The following is a 19,359-nucleotide window of genomic DNA, read 5'->3' on the forward strand; positions in this document are numbered from 1 at the left end:
TCCCGTGACGCTCCGCATCACATACTCAGGCTTCAGCCCTGTGGCGACAGCGGGACGCGGAGCGTCCGGGGCGGCATTCCCACGCTGAGCGTGGGAATGATCTCAGTGGCGGGTGTCGCTGGCTGTCTGGTTCCGGCCACCATTAAGCTGCCGCAGATGGGCCTGCAGGTGCAGGCACCAGATCTGCGGGTCGTCTGCCAGCTCATAGCCATGCAGCGTCAGGCTGTCGACGATGGACCCCAGAATGGTTTCTGCCACAAAAGGCCCATGGAACGGGCCTTGAGACTTGATGGTGGACGGCTGTTCGCCGGTCATTCCGGCGGCAAACAACAAGGTCCACATCCCGTTATCCCCGGCGAGAGGACGAATGGAGCATTCGATACGGGTGACCAGGCCCAGGCATTGGCGGGTAAGGCAAAGGTTGCGCGGCATGGCGGCGACCCTCGGTAGATCGGTGTTCAACCTCAGCGCAAGGCCGAGGCTGTTTCTATCCAGCGACTCCTGTGGATATCCCTTGAACTGAGAATAGAAGAAAACCGCGACAAACCAAGGTTGTAGGGACCAACGGGCGTTGGTCCCTGAAATGGGAGTCAATTTTGTGACGATGACCCAAAATACACTGCCGATCCAATGTGGGAGCTGGCTTGCCTGCGATGACTGACTCAAGGCCGACATCTTTGCTGGCAGGCCCACCGCTATCGCAGCGATGCGGCGACCCGACAAGCCAGCTCCCACACTCACCGCGCTGTCAGGTGGGTTTGGCTTCCGCCAACGCCTGCTGCGCCAACTCCTTCTCCGCCTCCTTCAAATCTTCCTCGCTGATCATCTCGGCAATCGCGCGCAAGCGCTCTACCACGCGCGCATTCACGGTGCCTTCAGGGAATTGCCCTTCCTCGTCCGGCTCACCGGCCGGCTCGCCCACCAACAGGCTCAGCGCCTCGTCCGCCTGACGCACCGCATAGATATGGAACTGCCCGGCCCGCACAGCCTGCAGCACCTTCTCGTCGAGCATCAGCGTGGCAACGTTGGCCTGGGGAATGATCGCCCCTTGCTCCCCGGTCAACCCGCGCGCTTCGCAGAGGCGGAAGAAGCCTTCGATTTTCTCGTTGACCCCGCCCACCGCCTGCACTTCGCCAAACTGGTTGATCGAGCCGGTGATGGCAAAGCACTGCTTGAGCGGCGTTTTCGACAGCGCCGAGATCAAGGTGCACGCCTCGCCAAGAGACGCACTGTCGCCGTCCACGTAACCGTAGGACTGCTCCAGCGCGATACTCGCCGAGATCGCCAACGGAAATTCCTGGGCATACCGGCTGCCCAGGTAACCGGTGAGGATCATCACGCCCTTGGAGTGGATCGGCTGGCCGAGGTTAACCTCGCGCTCAATATCCACAATGCCGCTGCCGCCCGGGTACACCGTGGCGGAAATCCGCGCAGGCACGCCGAAGGCCGAATCACCGACCTCCAGCACCGTCAACCCGTTGCACTTGCCCACGGCGGCACCGGCGGTATCAATCAGAATCACGCCCGCGAGCATGTCATCCAGAATCCGCGCAGAAACACGCCCGGTGCGCGTGGCCTTGGCCTTGAGCGCGCGCTCGATGTGCCCGGCATCGGTCATCTCGTCGCCCGCCAAGTGGCGAATGAAGTCCGCCTCGCTGACCAACTGGAACAAGTCACCAATGCGCGCCGACAAACGGCCCTGATGCTCCGCCAACCGTGCGCTGTAGGTGGCCAACCGCGCCACCGCGTCCGAGGTCAGCGGCGCCATGCCTTCTTCCGATGTACGGGTTTTGAGCAACTGGGCGAACTGCTCCAGGCTCTCGTCGACCATCGGGATGTCTTCGTCGAAGTCCACCAGTACGCGGAACATCTCCTGGAAATCCGGATCGGCGTCCTGCAACGCGTAGTAGAGCTGGCGCGAGCCAATGATGATGACTTTGACCTGCAACGGGATCATTTGCGGGTTGAGGGTCACGGTCGCCAGGCGGCCCATCTCGCCCAGCGGCGATTCCATCTTCAGCTTGCGCGACTGCAACGAACGCTTGAGCGCGTCCCACACAAACGGCTCGCTGAGCATTTTTTCGGCTTCAAGGATCAGGAAACCGCCGTTGGCGCGATGCAACGCACCCGGGCGCAACTGGCGATACGTGGTGTAAAGCGCGCCTTGGTCAGTGCTGTATTCGATGCGGCCGAACAGGTTGTCGTAGGTCGGGTGCGGTTCAAACACCACCGGCGCACCGCCGTTGACCGGGTGGCCCACCACCAGGCTTGGGCAGTATTGCTCTTCGAGCAGCTTGCGCGCCTGGGCGTCGGTCTTGGCGTCGTCGACAAACTGCTCGACCACGGATTTGAGCAAGTACACCTGCATGGCCTGCAGATAACCGCAGACTGCCGCGTTTTCTGCGTACTTTTCCGACAACGGCGAGAGCAATGGCTGCAGGGCCAGGGTGATGGTCTCTTCGTTGAACTGACGCATCTGGTTGTTCGATTCGCGCTTCCACTGCGGCAGGCTGGCCAGTTCTTCGTTGAGGCGTTCTTCCAGCTCGGAAATATCCGAGTGGAAACGCTCGCGATCGGCTTCCGGCAACTGCGAGAACTCGGCCTCGTCCAGCGCCTTGCCGTCGAGCATCGGGGTGAAGGCGATGTTGGTGCTGTCGCGGTACAGCGCCACGTCTTTTTCCAGGGCCAGGCGCTCGATCACGTCCAGGGCCTTGTCGTAACGCTGGTTGAAAGCGCGGTCGATGGCGCTTTTACGCTGTTGGTAGGTGGGGTGTTCGAACACCGCCGGGAACGTGGCGACAAGGTTGTCGATCAAGCCGTTGATGTCATTGATGAACGCCGCAGCGCCGCCCGCTGGCAGCTCCAGTGCACGCGGTTCGCGCGGCTCATCGAAATTGTTCACATAAACCCAGTCCGCCGGGGTCTGCAGGCGTTTGCCTTCGGCCTTCAGGTAGCGTTTGACGAACGAAAAGCGGCCGGTACCGGGCTCGCCCATGACAAACACGTTGTAACCGGGGCGTGGCATGGCCACACCGAACTGCAACGCTTCAACCGCGCGTTCCTGGCCAAGCACACCGCGAAAGGGCTCCAAATCATTGGTGGTCGAGAAGCTGAACTGTTCAGCGGAAAAAGGACGAGTCAGCGCTTCGGGCGCTAAACGCAAGCTGGCAGCAACAGGATCAGGCATCGGGCTTCCTTACATCAGGCGGGGCAGATGTCGGCATTCTGGCTCCCGGTTGCGCGCTCTGGCAAGGCACGCTTTGGGGAAAGCATAGACGGGGGAGCCGTCCTACAAAAAAATCGCGTTAACTCTGATTGTTTTATAAAAAATAACGGAACCCCGGGATCGTGCCTAAACTCCAAACTGCGCGGGTTGGACTAATAACTGGCCCCTAGGGCGCTGCGACGCGCCTGAACCCTTGTCCATTGGTTTGCACACAAAGAGAACAAAGCTATGAAACGGATCCTTCTTGGTACTCTCTTCACCGTCGTCTCCCTCAATGCAATGGCAGAAGCACCAGGTGGCCCGAACTGCGGTTGGGGCAACATGTTGTTCGAAGGCCAGCGCGGCACTCCGGCTCACTTCCTGGCCTCCACCACCAACGGCACCTCGGGTAACGCCACTTTCGGCATGACCTCGGGCACCAACGGTTGCAGCACCAACAGCGCCCTGACCTACGGCGGCAAGTCCTGGATTGCCATGAATGGCATGATGAACGAGCTGTCTGAAGACATGGCTAAAGGCAACGGCGAAGCACTGACCACCTACGCGGTGGTACTGGGCGTTGCACCGGAAGATCGCGAGCACTTCGCGGCCGTGACCCACGAGCACTTCCAGCAGATCTTCAGCAAAGCTGACGTGACCGCTGACGACGTGCACAACAACACCCTGGCTGTACTGAAAAGCGATACCCGTCTGGCGAAATACGCAACCCAGGCTTAAGCTCGACCCGCCCGCGCCTTTCGAGGCGCGGGTCTTGTTTTTGGACCCGCCTCCCCTTTGGGTCTCACTTTTCCCGACTTAAGTTGCCCTTATGCTCAAACGCTTTGCCTGGCTGGCACTCTTCGCCTGCGCCCCGCTGTACGCGGCCCCGCATATTGATGATCAACGTTTGCAGCAACTGGCTAACGACCCGTTCTGGCTGTCTTTGGGCCATTACGAAGCCGGCAAAATCAGTGGCTGGCGCAGTTATGTCAGCGACAAGAAATTTTTCCTCGCCGCCGATGGCGCGCACCACCCGGACGCTGAACTCAAGGCCACCGTTGAAGCGCTGTATGCGCCGGCGAGCCTGGGTGAAAAACATGTCCAATGCGTTTATCCCGCACGCACCCGCTGGCTCAAGGCTCAGTTGAACCTGACCGACCTGCCTGCACTGGAGTGCAAGGAGTTCACGCAGTGGTTCAAGGACGTCGCGCCCCACAGCGCGGTGATGATATTCCCGGCGGCCTACCTGAACAGCCCGTCATCGATGTTCGGCCACACCCTGCTGCGTATCGACCAGGCAGACGTGCAGAAAGACAAGACCGCGCTGCTCAGCTATGCGATCAACTTCGGCGCCTACATCGAAGGTTCGGACAACAGCATTCTCTACGCCTGGAAAGGCCTGATGGGCGGCTACCCCGGCCTGTTTGCCCTGGTGCCGTATCAGGAAAAACTCTCGGAATACCGTAGCCTCGAGAACCGCGACCTGTGGGAATACCGCCTGAACCTCACTGAGGTCGAGACCAAACGCATGGTCGAGCACGTGTGGGAGCTCAAGCAGATCCAGTTCGATTACTTCTTCTTCGACGAAAACTGCTCCTACCGCCTGCTCGAACTGCTGCAAGTGGCGCGGCCCGGCCTGCGCCTGACCGAACAATTCCCACTGACGGCCATTCCAACCGACACCGTCAAAGCGGTGAAAGACGCCGGTTTGGTTGAAAAGATTGATTATCGCCCCTCCCGTGAGCGCGAGTTGCTGGAGCGCGCCAAACCGTTGAACAGCGATGAGCAGCAATGGGTGCTGAAGGTCAGCGACGACACTAAGCAGTTGCAAGACCCGGCGTTCAAAGCCATCGCCAAAGACCGCCAGGCACTGATCATCGACGCCGCCTATCGCCTCGGCCGCTACCGCGCCAACGGCCTGGAGCGCGACCCCGCACGCTCCCAGCGCAGCTTCGAACTGCTGCGCGCGATCAACCAGAACCCGCCGCCAGACCTTCAAATTGAACGCCCCGGCCTGCCGGAAAACGGCCACGAGTCGCGCACCTGGCAAGCCGGCATCGGCACCCGAGGCAGTAAAACCTTCGGCGAATACGGCCTGCGCATGGCCTACCACGATCTCAACGACAACGCCGAAGGCTTCCCGCTGGGCGCGCAGATTGAAATCCTGCAGATGAAACTGCGCCAGTACGAAGGCAACCACTGGCAACTGCAGCAACTGGATTTGGCCACCATCCGCTCCCTGACTCCGCGTAACGCGCTGTTGCAGCCGTGGTCCTGGCAAGTCACCGGTGGCCTTGAGCGCGTGCCCGGCAAGCACGACGACGAAACCCTCGTCGCCCACGTCAACGGCGGCGCCGGCGGCACCTGGCAACTGACCGACGACATGCTCGGCTTCGCCCTCGGCACCGTGCGCGTGGAACACAACAACGACTTCAGCGAAGCCATCTCCCCGGCGGCCGGGTTCAACACCGGCGTGCTGTGGAAAAACCCGCTGGGCAATTTGAGTCTTGAGGCTAAAGGCGATTTCTTCACCAATGGCGAAGTGCGACGTAGCCTGAGCCTGAATCAGCAGTGGGAATTGTCGCGCAACCTGGGCCTGCGCCTGAGTGCCCAGCGTGAATACAGCCATCTGTCGACGCCGGTGAATGAAGTGATGCTGGAAGTGAAGTGGTATCACTACTGACTGAAGCCTGGCGAAGATCAAAAGTGTGGGAGCGGGCTTGCCCGCGATAGCGGTGTGTCAGTCACTGAATACTTGGCTGACACACCGCCATCGCAGGCAAGCCAGCTCCCACACTTATTTGTGCCAGACATGAACTCTGCGCCCGCCGCAGTTCAAAGGTGGGAGCGGGCTTGCTCGCGAAGGCGCTGGGTCAGGCAATGATGTATTGACTGACCCAGCGCCTTCGCGAGCAAGCCCGCTCCCACATTTGCCTCGCGTATATTCAGACACACCGTATTGCCACACCCAATCAGGAGATCCTTGGACATGGCCGTTAACTGCACCACCCTTGAAGAAGTCCGCGCAAACATCGACCACCTCGACCAGCAAATCGTCACCCTGCTGGCCGAGCGCGGCCACTACGTCTCCCAGGCAGCGCGCTTCAAAAAAGACACCGATGGCGTCAAGGCGCCGCAACGGGTTGAACAGGTGATCGCCAAGGTGCGGGGTTTATCCGAGGCGGTGGGCGCCAACCCTGAGGTTACCGAACAGGTCTATCGCGCAATGATTGCGGCATTTATCCAGCAGGAATTGGCCGAGCATGCCGCATTGACGAACAACCAGACGACATAACCTCCCTTGTGGCGAGCAGGCTCGCCACAAATGATGCTGTGTCAGCCATTAGGTGCCGGGGGTTATCGCCTGAGTCAGGTCATCTACCACTGCTTTACCCATCTCGCACAGGTAATGCGCAGCCCATGCGTATTGTTCGCCGCGCACATCCATGGCGGCTTCCATGGCGAGTTTCTTGGAGTAAAAAAGCAGGGTGGAAGCGTGTTCCAGGGCTTCATCAATCGGCATGCCCGAGTTGACGCGGAACAGCGGCTTTTCGTTTTCACCATAGTCGCCAAAGGTGACGACGCCGAGGGTGGTGATTGAGGACAGGGGTGGATCGGGGACGACTTTAGACATGGTGTACCTACTAAGTGAGATTAAGGACCACCACAGCACGTCGCTAAACATAAAGGGGTGGCAGCTGTACGCAGGTTAGCGAACCGGTCACTTAGAAACCCGGCAGATCCGAAGATCTCCCGCGCACAGCCGCCATAACACGATGTCGAAAGGCTTAAAAACCGCCTGCCAAATGTGTAAAGAGGATGAGTCTCAGTGGTTAGGGTCGCTAAACCCGGTCGCTGTTTTCACAGCGAAGCCAGGAGACTAGTGACCCAAACCCTAAGTCGCAATAGGCCAGAGAGTCTCTAGGAAACGTCCTGCAATTTAAAGAGAATCGTCGTTGATGGCCCTTTAACCCAACACATTTCTCACCCCCCTTTCACACCGCCCCCACAACTCTCTGACTAGACTTCCCCCATCAGCCGTGAAACGGCCAGGGAGTACGCCATGTGGCGGTCTGCGGTACTGCTGTGCGCTGTAGTGGGGTTGGCCGGTTGCCAATCCACCCATCAGGATTTACTGGCCAAAGGTTACCCACCGGCCTTCGCCGACGGCTTTGACGACGGTTGCAGCAGTGGTCGCCAGGCCGCAGGCGTGATCAGCGGGGAGTTTCGCAAGAACGTGCCGCGTTATCTGAAGGACCGCGTATACGCCGAAGGTTGGGAGGATGGCTTTCGCCAGTGCAAGGCGATGCGTGAGAACGAGGAGTTGCGTGACTACAAGGACAATCACTGGGACGACCGTGAGCGCGCCTGGCAGCAGGAGAAGGACCGCGACGCGGCAAGGGCCTATCGCTCGCAATAGGTCGCTTTCAGACATCCATCGAAACTAAAGCGCGGCGAACATGGCCCTAACTCCATAGAGGGAGAATGTCATGAGCCGTGCTTTTGTAAATGAAGACAATGCTGCCGCCCAGGCTGATCAGCCGGTGGAGCGTCAGGTCAGCGAGCAGCCCAACCGCGTGACTGCGCAAGGCTTGGCGCAATTACAGGCCAAGGTGGCGCAGTTACAGCAGGCATACAGCGTCGAATCGGCCAAGGAGGATAAACAGCGTCAGGCTGATCTTGAGCGGGATTTACGTTACTTCAACCAACGTGTGCAGAGCGCGCAGGTCGTGGCTGCGGCTACGTCCACCGATAAAGTGCAGATCGGCAGTTGGGTGACCTTTGCCAATGAGCAGGACGAACAGCAGCGCATTCAATTGGTCGGTGAAGATCAGGCTGATGCCAACGCAGGCCTGATCAACTGGGGTTCACCGTTGGGTCGTGCCTTGCTCGGGGCCCAGGTGGGCGACGAGGTGCTGTGGAAGCGCCCGGTCGGCGATCAGGTGATTGAAGTGTTGCGTGTGGAGCCTGAGGCTTGGCCGCAGCCTTGAGACTGCATCGCAGGCAAGCCAGCTCCCACCTTGACCGCATTAGTCAGGATGACACCGATCAACTGTGGGAGCTGGCTTGCCTGCGATGAACCCACCACGGTCTCCCTGAAAAAACCCCAAAAAAAACGGAGCCCGAAGGCTCCGCTTTTTCAAACAACCAGCCCGAATCAGGCCAGTTTCTTGTGTCGCACACGGTGCGGCTGAGCAGCAGCATCGCCCAAGCGCTTTTTACGGTCTGCTTCGTACTCGGTGTAGTTACCTTCGAAGAACACGGCTTGCGAGTCATCTTCGTACGCCAGGATGTGGGTCGCGACGCGGTCAAGGAACCACCGATCGTGAGAGATCACAATGGCGGCGCCCGGGAAGTCCAGCAGGGCTTCTTCCAGCGAACGCAGGGTTTCAACGTCGAGGTCGTTTGACGGTTCGTCGAGCAGCAACACGTTGCCGCCTTCTTTCAAGGTCAGGGCCAGGTGCAAGCGACCGCGCTCACCACCGGACAGGTCCTTGACGAACTTCTGCTGGTCGCCGCCCTTGAAGTTGAAACGGCCGACGTAGGTACGCGACGGGATTTCATAGTTGCCGATGCGGATCTGGTCGGAACCGTCAGAAATCTGCTGGAACACGGTTTTGCTGCCGTCCAGGTCTTCACGGCTCTGATCAACGCACGCAAGCTGCACGGTTTCGCCGACTTCGATGCTGCCCGAATCCGGTGTTTCCTTGCCCATCAGCATGCGGAACAGCGTGGATTTACCCGCACCGTTACCACCGATAACGCCGACGATTGCGCCTTTTGGCATCGAGAACGACAGGTTGTCGATCAACACGCGGTCGCCGTAGCCTTTGGAAACGTTTTTGAATTCGATGACCTTGTCACCCAGGCGCGGGCCGGCCGGGATGTAGATCTCGTTGGTTTCGCTGCGCTTCTGGAATTCCTGCGATTGCATTTCTTCGAAGCGTTGCAGACGAGCCTTGGATTTGGACTGGCGGGCCTTGGCGCCTTTGCGCACCCACTCAAGCTCTTCCTTCATGGCTTTTTCGTGGGCCGATTGCTGCTTGGATTCGGCGGCCAGACGGTCGGACTTGGCTTCCAGCCAACCGGAGTAGTTGCCCTCGTAAGGGATACCGGCGCCACGGTCGAGCTCGAGGATCCAGCCGGCCACGTTGTCCAGGAAGTACCGGTCGTGCGTGATCGCAACCACGGTGCCCGGGAAATCGTGAAGGAAATGTTCCAGCCAGGCGACGGAATCGGCGTCCAGGTGGTTGGTCGGTTCGTCGAGCAGCAGCATGTCGGGGGCCGACAGCAGCAGGCGGCACAGTGCCACACGGCGCTTTTCACCACCGGACAGGAATTCGACCTTGGCGTCCCACGCCGGCAGGCGCAGCGCGTCGGCGGCAACTTCCAGCTGGCGCTCCAGGTTGTGGCCGTCGCCGGCTTGCAGGATGGCTTCGAGCTTGGCTTGTTCGGCGGCCAGTTTGTCGAAGTCGGCGTCTTCTTCAGCGTAAGCCGCGTAGACCTCGTCCAGGCGCGCCTGGGCGTTCTTGATCACGGCGACGGCTTCTTCAACCACTTCGCGCACGGTCTTGGTCGGGTCCAGGATCGGCTCTTGCGGCAGGTAGCCGATGTTCAGTTCGGGCATCGGGCGGGCTTCGCCTTCGAACTCGGTGTCGACACCGGCCATGATTTTCAACAGTGTGGATTTACCCGAACCGTTGAGGCCGAGCACGCCGATCTTGGCGCCCGGGAAGAAAGACAGCGAAATGTTTTTCAGGATTTCCCGCTTCGGCGGAACAATTTTTCCCAGCCGATGCATGGTGAAGACGTATTGAGCCATGGTGAACCTAGCGTCAGTGACGGATGAATTAAGCGGGCGAAGCCCGTGCCAGGCCATGCGCGGCGCGGGCCTTTGACTATCATCAATGCCAGCGTGCGGAAAAAGCCTGATTGTCTGGGGCTGGAACGCCCTCGCGTAACCGGCAAAGCTACCTGAATGCGCTTGGGCAGTCCAGCCAGGCGGGGCTGGCACTTTGCCACAACACAAGGCATGCTAGCCGCCCTTCGGGCGTCCGGCTTATAGTGCACGTCGCGCGCCAGTCCAGCCAAACCGCAGGATCACAGCTTGTCCAAAGTCACGCCGCCAACTCCCCTGCGCGCCGCTCATCTAGCGCCGGGAGCGCCCCTGCACGGCACCCTTAAGGGCGCATTGGCGACGCTTGTCCTGATGCTGCTCGCCTTATTGTTCTGGCAACTGCTCGACCAACTGCAGCAAAACCAGAAGAACCAGCAGCAATACACCATCAATTACAGCGCCGACCTGGCTGAGCAAATCAGCTTGAACATGGCCCTGAGCGCAAAAATTGCGCTGAACCTGTTACCGATGGTCCAGCCGCCACGCGACGACGAACAGCAACAGGCCCTGATGCGCACCTTGCAGCGTTCGCTGCCTGAGTTGCGCAGCGTCGCCCTGCTCGCCCCCAGCGGCGCACTGATCAATGACAGCGCCAAAGACAGCAACGACGCCGCTTGGCTTGCAGAACTGGTGCAGCGCAGCCACTCGCAACCTTATTACCTGAGCAACGACAACGACGGCACCATTATTTACCTGTTGCTGCACCAACCCAGCGGCGGCTCAAGAATGTACTGGGCGCTGCGCCTGGCGCCCAACTACCTGGCCAACCTCACCCGTCAGGATGGCCAGGGTTCGCGCCCGATGTGGGCCATCGAAAATCGCCTGAACCACCGCGTGGTCAGCCGTGACAGCGGCATGCCGGCGCAATGGGCGACGGCATTGACCCCGGACGAACTGAATAAAAGCGTGCTGGTCACGCCCTTGAGTAAAAGCGACTGGCAACTGCGCGGTTTGTTTGACCGCAGCGCGGTGCTGGAGCAATTGCTGCCCGCGTTTATTGGCAAATGCCTGCTGGGCCTGGCCTTTTCCCTGATCCCGGTGATCGTGCTGCTGAACATGCGCCGCCGTCAGCGTCAGGTGAACGAAGGCCGGCGACGCTATCAGGATATTTTTGAAGGCACCGGCGTGGCCCTGTGCGTGCTCGACCTGTCGGGGCTGAAGGCGTTCTTCGCCAAGACAAAAATGCAGACCCGCGAACAACTGCATGAGTGGTTACACGCCAGCGCCGAGGAGCGGCGACACCTGCTCAAGGAATTGCGCGTCACGGAGGTCAACCAGGTGGCGGTGCGCCTGCTGAATGTCAGTTCATGTGATGAGGCGTGGGAACGCCTGATCGATGATTGCCCGCGCAACGCGACCGCCATCGGCTACCAGGTGCTGGAAGCGGTGCTGACCCAGCAGAAACAACTGGAGCTGGAAATCCAGCTCAACGACGTGGCGGGCAACGACCAATACCTGTGGCTGGTGATGCGCTTGCCGGAGCAGCAGGACGACTTCAAGGCGGTGATTCTGAGCATCAGCGACATCACCAGCCGCAAGCTGATCGAGCTGTCGCTGGTGGAGCGCGAGAGTTTCTGGTCGGACGTGGTGCGCACAGTGCCCGACCACCTGTATGTGCAGGACGTGATCAGCCAGCGGATGATTTTCAGCAACCACCATTTGGGCCACACCCTGGGCTACAACAAGGCCGAACTGCAGCAAATGGGCGAGTACTTCTGGGAAATCCTGCTGCACCCCGAAGACGCCGAGTATTACCACGACCTGCGCCAGCGGCAGCGCGAGGTCGGCTATTCAGCCCAGTTGCAGTGCCAGTTGCGTTTTCGCCATCGCAATAACCAATGGCGGCGCTTCGATATCCGCGAACAAGCGCTGGCCCGCGACAAGACGGCGGTGATCACGCGGATCATCGGCGTGGCCAAGGACATTACCGACCAGATCGAAGCCAGCGAATCCTTGCGCGACAGCGAGCAGCGCTACCGCATGCTGGCTGAAAGCATCAGCGACGTGATCTGCTCCACCGACAGCCAACTGGCCCTCAACTACATCAGCCCTTCGGTGAATGCCGTGCTGGGTTATGACGTGGACTGGGTGTTCAAGAACGGCTGGCAGTCGATCATTGCCAACCCGCAACAACTGACCGGCATTTACAGCCTGGTGGAACAAGTCAGCCGCGCGCTGGGCGACCCGGCGGCACTGAACAGGCTGCGCGACGACGTGCAGACCCAACTCTTTTTGTTCGACTGCCTGCGTGCCGATGGCCGTAAGGTGCCGATCGAGCTGCGCCTGGTGCTGGTGTGGGATGAGCACGGCGCGTTCGAGGGCATCCTTGGCGTGGGCCGCGATATCAGCCAGCAACGCCGCGCCGAGAAAGACCTGCGCATGGCCGCCACGGTGTTCGAGCATTCCACGTCGGCGATCCTGATCACCGACCCCGCCGGTTACATCGTGCAGGCCAACGAGGCGTTCAGCCGGGTCAGCGGCTATGCCGTGGCGGACGTCCTCGACCAGTTGCCCAACATGCTCACAGTGGATGAGCAGCAAGAAGCCCATCTGCGTTATGTGCTCAAGCAATTGCACCAGCACAGCACCTGGGAAGGCGAAGTGTGGCTCAAGCGCCGCAATGGCGAGCACTACCCGGCCTGGGTCGGCATTACCGCCGTGTTCGACGACGAAGGTGACCTGGCCAGCTACGTGTGCTTTTTCAGTGATATCAGCGAGCGCAAGGCCAGCGAGCAGCGCATCCACCGCCTGGCGTACTACGACGCCCTGACCCACCTGCCCAACCGCACGCTGTTCCAGGACCGCCTGCACACCGCTTTGCAGTCGGCCGAGCGGCAGAAGTCGTGGGTGGTGCTGATGTTCCTCGACCTCGACCGCTTCAAGCCGATCAACGATTCCCTGGGCCACGCCGCCGGCGACCGTATGCTCAAGGAAATGGCCACGCGCCTGCTCGGCTGCGTCGCCGAAGATGACACCGTGGCGCGCATGGGCGGCGACGAATTCACGTTGCTGCTGCAACCGCGTGTGAGCCGTGAAATGGCGCTGAACCGCGCCATTCACGTGGCCGAGCAGATTCTGGCCAGCCTGGTAAAGCCGTTTGTGCTGGAAGGCCGTGAGTTCTTTGTGACGGCCAGTATCGGGATCGCCTTGAGCCCGCAGGACGGTAACGAACTGAGCCAGTTGATGAAGAACGCCGACACGGCGATGTACCACGCCAAGGAGCGCGGCAAGAACAACTTCCAGTTCTACCAGGCCGACATGAACGCCAGCGCCCTGGAGCGTCTGGAGCTGGAAAGCGACCTGCGCCACGCGCTGGATCAGAACGAATTCGTGCTGTACTACCAGCCGCAGTTCAGCGGCGACGGTAAACGTTTGACCGGCGCCGAAGCCTTGCTGCGCTGGCGCCACCCACGCCGCGGCCTGGTGCCACCGGGGGATTTCATTCCGGTGCTGGAAGAGTTGGGGCTGGTGGTGGATGTGGGCGATTGGGTGCTCGCCGAGGCCTGTCGTCAGCTCAAGACCTGGCACCAGAACAAAGTGCGTGTGCCGAAAGTCTCGGTGAACATTTCGGCGCGGCAGTTCTCCGACGGGCAATTGGGCGAGCGCATCGCCACCATCCTCAAGGACACCGGCCTGCCGCCGGCGTGCCTGGAGCTGGAGTTGACCGAAAGTATCCTGATGCGCGAAGTCAACGAAGCCATGCAGATCCTCGACAGCCTGAAAAACCTGGGCCTGAGCATTGCGGTAGATGATTTCGGGACGGGTTACTCGTCGCTGAACTACCTCAAGCAGTTCCCGATCGATGTGTTGAAAATCGACCGAACCTTCGTTGATGGCCTGCCGTCCGGCGAACAGGACGCGCAGATCGCCCGGGCCATTATCGCCATGGCCCACAGCCTCAACCTGGCGGTGATCGCCGAGGGCGTGGAAACCCATGAGCAGCTGGATTTCCTGCGTGAGCACGGGTGCGACGAGGTGCAGGGGTATCTGTTTGGGCGGCCGATGCCGGCGAACCGGTTTGAGGCGCAGTTCAGTAATGATGCGCTGTTCATGTTCGACTGAGATGTTGCAGTGGGGCTGATGGCCTCATCGCAGGCAAGCCAGCTCCCACATTTTGAATGTGTGAATCCGATCAAAGTGTGGGAGCTGGCTTGCCTGCGATGGGGCCAGTCAAGGCGCCGCTCATCCCTAAGTGAATCCCTCTTGTCCGCGACATGATGTCCTTTCATATGCCATCTAAAACCCATTGGGTTAGAATGCCCTCCTTTTCTGCCCCCGATCCTTGAGGACCGCCATGTTCAGCCGTGATTTGACTATTGCCAAGTACGACGCCGATCTCTTCGCTGCCATGCAGCAAGAAGCCGTGCGCCAGGAAGAGCACATTGAACTGATCGCTTCGGAAAACTACACCAGCCCCGCCGTCATGGAGGCTCAAGGTTCGGTTCTGACCAACAAGTACGCCGAAGGCTACCCAGGCAAGCGCTACTACGGTGGTTGCGAGTACGTCGACGTGGTTGAGCAACTGGCCATCGACCGTGCAAAAGAACTGTTCGGCGCCGATTACGCCAACGTCCAGCCGCACGCCGGTTCCCAAGCCAACAGCGCGGTGTACCTGGCCCTGCTGCAAGGCGGCGACACCATCCTGGGCATGAGCCTGGCCCACGGCGGTCACCTGACCCACGGCGCCAGCGTTTCTTCCTCCGGCAAGCTGTACAACGCCGTTCAGTACGGTATCGACGCCAACGGCCTGATCGACTACGACGAAGTCGAGCGTCTGGCGGTTGAGCACAAGCCGAAAATGATCGTGGCCGGTTTCTCTGCCTACTCGCAGATCCTCGATTTCCCACGCTTCCGCGAAATCGCTGACAAGGTCGGCGCCTACCTGTTCGTCGACATGGCTCACGTAGCCGGTCTGGTCGCTGCGGGCGTCTACCCGAACCCGGTGCCTTTCGCTGACGTGGTCACCACCACTACGCACAAAACCCTGCGCGGCCCACGTGGCGGCCTGATCCTGGCGCGCGCCAATGCCGAGATCGAGAAGAAGCTGAACTCCGCCGTATTCCCGGGCGCCCAGGGTGGCCCGCTGGAGCACGTGATCGCCGCTAAAGCGATCTGTTTCAAGGAAGCGCTGCAGCCTGAGTTCAAGACTTACCAGCAACAAGTGGTGAAGAACGCCAAGGCCATGGCCGAGGTGTTTATCGCACGCGGTTTTGACGTAGTGTCTGGCGGTACCGAGAACCACCTGTTCCTGCTGTCGCTGATCAAGCAGGACATTTCCGGTAAAGATGCTGACGCCGCACTGGGCAAAGCCTTCATCACCGTGAACAAGAACTCCGTGCCGAACGACCCACGTTCGCCGTTCGTCACCTCCGGCCTGCGCTTCGGCACTCCGGCTGTGACCACTCGCGGTTTCAAGGAAGCAGAGTGCAAGGAACTGGCCGGCTGGATCTGCGACATCTTGGCTGACCTGTCCAACGAAGCCGTGATCGACGCGGTGCGTGAGAAGGTCAAGGCCATCTGCAAAAAACTGCCGGTATACGGCGCTTGATTGCAGTTGCTTGAATAAAGAGCCCGGCTGAAAAGCCGGGTTTTTTTATGGCCAATTGAAACACGGTCCAATGTGGGAGCTGGCTTGCCTGCGATAGCGGCTTGTCAGTTGATACAGCTGTGGCTGATACACCGCTATCGCAGGCAAGCCAGCTCCCACAGTTTGAATGCATTGCAAGTCAGGGTTGGTAGACCCGGGCAAAGCCTTCGCGAATCTTGTCTTCCGGCAACTCATCGGCAATAAACACAATCACACTCTCCCGCGCCTCGCCCTCGGCCCACTCGGTATCCCAATCGAACCCGTAGAGCTTGAGCACGCCCTGGAACACCATGCGCCGGTCTTCCCCGGCGATGTTCAGCACGCCTTTGTAGCGCAGCAATTGCTTGCCGTGATCCTCCAGCAGTTCGTTCATGAACTCACTGAGGCGGTCGATATCCAGCGGCTGGTCGGTGCGCAGCACCAGGCTGGAAATACGGTCTATGGACGGCGCAGCGCTGACCGGGCGCAAACTCATGCCGGCATTCAAGTTGAAGCCGCGTACGTCGAGCAGTTCGGCCAGGTCGATAGCGCCGTGGTCGACCACACGAATCGGCGCGCGGCGGTTGATGCGCGTCAGGCGCTGGCTGAGCGCGTCGAAGGTGGCTTCGTCCACCAGGTCGCGCTTGCTCACCAGCAAGCGGTCGGCAAAGCCGATCTGGGCCTGGGCGATGGTCTGAGTCAGATGCTGCTCAGCGTGGGCGGCGTCCACCAGCGTGATGATGCCGTCGAGGATGTAGCGCTCGCGCAGTTCTTCGTCGATGAAAAAGGTCTGGGCGACCGGCGCCGGGTCGGCCAGGCCGGTGCACTCGATCACCAGACGGTCGAAGGCGATCTCGCCGCTGTCCAGGCGTTCGAGCAGCAGGTAGAGGGCTTTGGTCAGGTCGGTGTGGATGGTGCAGCACACGCAGCCGTTGGACAGGGTCATGACCTGCACCGGCTCGGCGCCCAACAGCTGGGTGTCGATACCGGCGTCACTGAATTCGTTTTCGATCACGGCGATTTTCAAGCCGTGCTCGGCCTTGAGCAGATGGCGCAGCAAGGTGGTTTTGCCCGCGCCGAGGAAGCCGCTGAGGATGGTGACGGGGATGGGAGAGGACAAAAATATTCTCCTGATTACTGAAGGAACACAAAACAAATGTGGGAGCAAACCTCTGTGGGAGCCGGGCTTGCCCGCGATAGCATCACCTCGGTGTAACAGTTACACCGAGGTGATGCTATCGCAGGCAAGCCAGCTCCCACAGAGGCCAGCTCCCACATGGGATCACCGCCAGCCCGAGCTACAGGGCTAGCAGCATTTAGGCCCACCCTTGCCACCGTAACGGGCTTCCTGGCGTTCCCGGAAGAACGCTTTGTAGTCCATCATCGGTTTGTCCGGGTGTTTGGTTTGCATATGCTCGACGTACGTATCGTAGTCGGGCATGCCGACCATCAGGCGCGCGGCCTGACCGAGGTATTTACCGAGGCGACTGATGTCATTGAACATGATTGCAATCCTCTATCACGCGTCCGGCACAGCCTGGAACGGGGCTTCTTTATCCGTACGTTCTTTGTTGCCCCAGGCGGCGACGCCGACCTTGAGCGCATAGAACAGGATGCTGAACACCACGAACAGGAACAGCGCGGTCAGCGTTGCGTTGGTGTAGGCGTTCCAGATCACGTGTTGCATCTGGTCGATGTTCTTGGCCGGCGCGAGGATCTGGCCGTTGGCCAGGGCATCGCTGTACTTCTTGGCCAGCGACAGGAAGCCGATCGCCGGGTTGGCGTCGAACAGCTTGATGAAGCCCGCCGTCACGGTGCAGATCAGCAGCCAGACCGCCGGCAGCATGGTTACCCAGATGTAGCGCTGGCGTTTCATTTTGATCAGCACAACGGTGGCGAGCATCAGCGCGATACCGGCCAGCATCTGGTTGGAGATACCGAACAGCGGCCACAAGGTGTTGATGCCGCCCAGCGGGTCGATCACGCCTTGGTACAGGAGGTAGCCCCACATTGCCACGCAACCTGCGGTCGCAATCAGGTTGGCCGTCCACGACTCCGTTCGCTTGAGCGAAGGCACGAAGGAGCCGAGCAAATCCTGGAGCATGAAGCGTCCGGCTCGAGTGCCGGCGTCAACCGCCGTGAGGATGAACAGCGCTTCAAACAGGATCGCAAAGTGGTACCAGAACGCCATGGTGTTTTCACCCGGCAGCACACTGTGCAGAATCTGCGCGATACCCACTGCCAACGTCGGCGCACCGCCGGCACGCGCCAGGATCGTGGTTTCGCCGATGTCATGGGCCACTGCGGTCAGCGCTTCCGGAGTGATTGCAAAGCCCCAGCTGCTGACGGTTTGCGCAACGGTTACCACGTCAGCGCCGACCACCGCGGCCGGGCTGTTCATGGCGAAGTACACGCCTGGCTCAATCACCGACGCGGCAACCATCGCCATAATGGCCACGAACGATTCCATCAGCATCGCGCCGTAACCGATGTAGCGCGAGTTGACTTCGTTATCCAGCAGCTTGGGCGTGGTGCCCGAGGAGATCAGCGCGTGGAAACCCGAGACCGCGCCACAGGCGATGGTGATGAACAGGAACGGGAACAAGCCGCCCTTCCACACCGGGCCGGTGCCGTCGACGAACTGGGTCAGGGCCGGCATTTTCAGCTCTGGCATGGTGACCAGGATGCCGATCGCCAGAGCAATGATGGTGCCGATTTTCAGGAACGTAGAGAGGTAGTCGCGCGGTGCGAGGATCAGCCACACCGGCAGTACCGCAGCGACGAAGCCATAGCCCACCAGCATCCAGGTGATCTGGATGCCGGTGAAGGAGAAGGCCTTGGCCCAGACCGGGTCAGCGGCAATCTGCCCGCCCAGCCAGATCGAACCCAGCAGCAACAGCACGCCGATCACCGAGATTTCGCCGATGCGGCCCGGGCGGATGTAGCGCATGTACACGCCCATGAACATCGCGATCGGGATGGTCGCCATCACGGTGAAGATGCCCCATGGGCTCTCGGCCAGGGCCTTGACCACGATCAGCGCCAGCACCGCGAGGATGATGATCATGATCAGGAAGCAGCCAAACAGCGCGATGGTCCCCGGGATGCGGCCCATCTCTTCGCGAACCATGTCCCCCAGGGAGCGGCCGTTGCGACGGGTGGACAGGAACAGGACCATGAAGTCCTGCACCGCACCCGCCAGCACCACGCCGGCAATCAGCCAGAGCGTGCCGGGCAGGTAGCCCATTTGCGCCGCCAGCACCGGGCCGACCAGGGGGCCTGCACCGGCAATCGCCGCAAAGTGGTGACCGAAAAGGATGTGTTTGTTGGTCGGCACATAGTCCAGACCGTCATTGTTGAGCACTGCGGGGGTGGCCCGCCGTGGATCGAGCTGCATCACATGGTTAGCGATGAACAGACTGTAGTAACGGTACGCAACCAGGTAGATGGCCACTGCAGCGACCACAATCCACAAGGCGTTGATCGCCTCGCCGCGGCGCAAGGCCACTACGCCCAGGGCGCACGCTCCTACGATTGCCAGCACCAGCCAGGGTAGGTGGCGTAGCAGGCTATTATTATTTTTCATTTTTATATTCCAGCCAGGGTGGACAGAAAGGACAGCCAGCCCGAGTTTAGCGCTGTTGGCTTTAAAGGCCACCCCCCTACGTTGGTCTAGAGCCTTGCAATTGC

At 60.3% G+C, this 19,359-nt stretch carries 14 protein-coding genes; 7 read left to right on the top strand and 7 right to left on the bottom strand.

What is annotated here, in order from left to right; all coding sequences use genetic code 11:
• Positions 1-102: 102 nt before the first annotated feature.
• Positions 103-432, bottom strand: a complete 330-nt coding sequence (locus BFW87_RS06990) for a PA4575 family protein (protein ID WP_078739190.1) — start codon at positions 430-432, stop codon at positions 103-105.
• Between the two features lie 316 nt (positions 433-748).
• Positions 749-3,187 carry a Lon protease family protein gene (locus tag BFW87_RS06995; RefSeq protein ID WP_078739191.1) on the bottom strand — a complete coding sequence of 813 codons (2,439 nt, stop codon included), beginning with the start codon at positions 3,185-3,187 and terminating at the stop codon, positions 749-751.
• Between the two features lie 267 nt (positions 3,188-3,454).
• Between BFW87_RS06995 and BFW87_RS07000 the strand changes: the two genes are divergently transcribed.
• The 3 genes from BFW87_RS07000 to BFW87_RS07010 all read left to right on the top strand — a co-directional run bounded on the left by BFW87_RS07000 (position 3,455) and on the right by BFW87_RS07010 (position 6,500).
• Positions 3,455-3,943, top strand: a complete 489-nt coding sequence (locus BFW87_RS07000; protein ID WP_003215845.1) for a DUF3015 domain-containing protein — start codon at positions 3,455-3,457, stop codon at positions 3,941-3,943.
• Between the two features lie 91 nt (positions 3,944-4,034).
• A complete protein-coding gene (locus tag BFW87_RS07005; protein ID WP_078739192.1) occupies positions 4,035-5,888 on the top strand; it encodes an Lnb N-terminal periplasmic domain-containing protein in 1,854 nt (617 codons plus the stop codon).
• A gap of 306 nt (positions 5,889-6,194) precedes the next feature.
• Entirely contained in the window at positions 6,195-6,500 is a 306-nt protein-coding gene (locus BFW87_RS07010) for a chorismate mutase (RefSeq protein WP_078739193.1), read from the top strand.
• Positions 6,501-6,548: 48 nt separating this feature from the next.
• Here the strand turns inward: BFW87_RS07010 and BFW87_RS07015 are convergent, their stop codons facing one another.
• On the bottom strand, positions 6,549-6,839 hold the full coding sequence (locus tag BFW87_RS07015) for a DUF3077 domain-containing protein (RefSeq protein WP_078739194.1): 291 nt from the start codon (positions 6,837-6,839) through the stop codon (positions 6,549-6,551).
• Between the two features lie 429 nt (positions 6,840-7,268).
• Here BFW87_RS07015 and BFW87_RS07020 point away from each other — a divergent pair, with 429 nt between their 5' ends.
• Positions 7,269-7,625, top strand: a complete 357-nt coding sequence (locus BFW87_RS07020; protein ID WP_078739195.1) for a hypothetical protein — start codon at positions 7,269-7,271, stop codon at positions 7,623-7,625.
• A gap of 70 nt (positions 7,626-7,695) precedes the next feature.
• Complete coding sequence (locus tag BFW87_RS07025) at positions 7,696-8,196, top strand: GreA/GreB family elongation factor (protein WP_078739196.1); 501 nt, start codon at positions 7,696-7,698, stop codon at positions 8,194-8,196.
• A 167-nt stretch (positions 8,197-8,363) separates the two neighbouring features.
• On the opposite strand, the gene ettA is transcribed toward BFW87_RS07025, so the two are convergent.
• Positions 8,364-10,028 carry an energy-dependent translational throttle protein EttA gene (gene ettA, locus BFW87_RS07030; RefSeq protein ID WP_078739197.1) on the bottom strand — a complete coding sequence of 555 codons (1,665 nt, stop codon included), beginning with the start codon at positions 10,026-10,028 and terminating at the stop codon, positions 8,364-8,366.
• Positions 10,029-10,313: 285 nt separating this feature from the next.
• Between ettA and BFW87_RS07035 the strand changes: the two genes are divergently transcribed.
• Entirely contained in the window at positions 10,314-14,165 is a 3,852-nt protein-coding gene (locus BFW87_RS07035; protein WP_078739198.1) for a sensor domain-containing protein, read from the top strand.
• A 232-nt stretch (positions 14,166-14,397) separates the two neighbouring features.
• On the top strand, positions 14,398-15,651 hold the full coding sequence (gene glyA, locus BFW87_RS07040) for a serine hydroxymethyltransferase (protein ID WP_078739199.1): 1,254 nt from the start codon (positions 14,398-14,400) through the stop codon (positions 15,649-15,651).
• A gap of 178 nt (positions 15,652-15,829) precedes the next feature.
• Here the strand turns inward: glyA and yjiA are convergent, their stop codons facing one another.
• The 3 genes from yjiA to BFW87_RS07055 all read right to left on the bottom strand — a co-directional run bounded on the left by yjiA (position 15,830) and on the right by BFW87_RS07055 (position 19,255).
• Positions 15,830-16,789 carry a GTPase gene (gene yjiA, locus BFW87_RS07045; RefSeq protein ID WP_078739200.1) on the bottom strand — a complete coding sequence of 320 codons (960 nt, stop codon included), beginning with the start codon at positions 16,787-16,789 and terminating at the stop codon, positions 15,830-15,832.
• Between the two features lie 186 nt (positions 16,790-16,975).
• The gene (locus BFW87_RS07050) at positions 16,976-17,173 is read right to left on the bottom strand and encodes a YbdD/YjiX family protein (RefSeq protein WP_003176208.1); all 198 of its coding nucleotides are present in this window, start codon (positions 17,171-17,173) and stop codon (positions 16,976-16,978) included.
• A 15-nt stretch (positions 17,174-17,188) separates the two neighbouring features.
• A complete protein-coding gene (locus BFW87_RS07055) occupies positions 17,189-19,255 on the bottom strand; it encodes a carbon starvation CstA family protein (RefSeq protein ID WP_078739201.1) in 2,067 nt (688 codons plus the stop codon).
• Positions 19,256-19,359: the final 104 nt, after the last annotated feature.

It is taken from the genome of Pseudomonas fluorescens, from assembly GCF_002022275.1.
Classification (GTDB): domain Bacteria; phylum Pseudomonadota; class Gammaproteobacteria; order Pseudomonadales; family Pseudomonadaceae; genus Aquipseudomonas; species Aquipseudomonas fluorescens_AJ.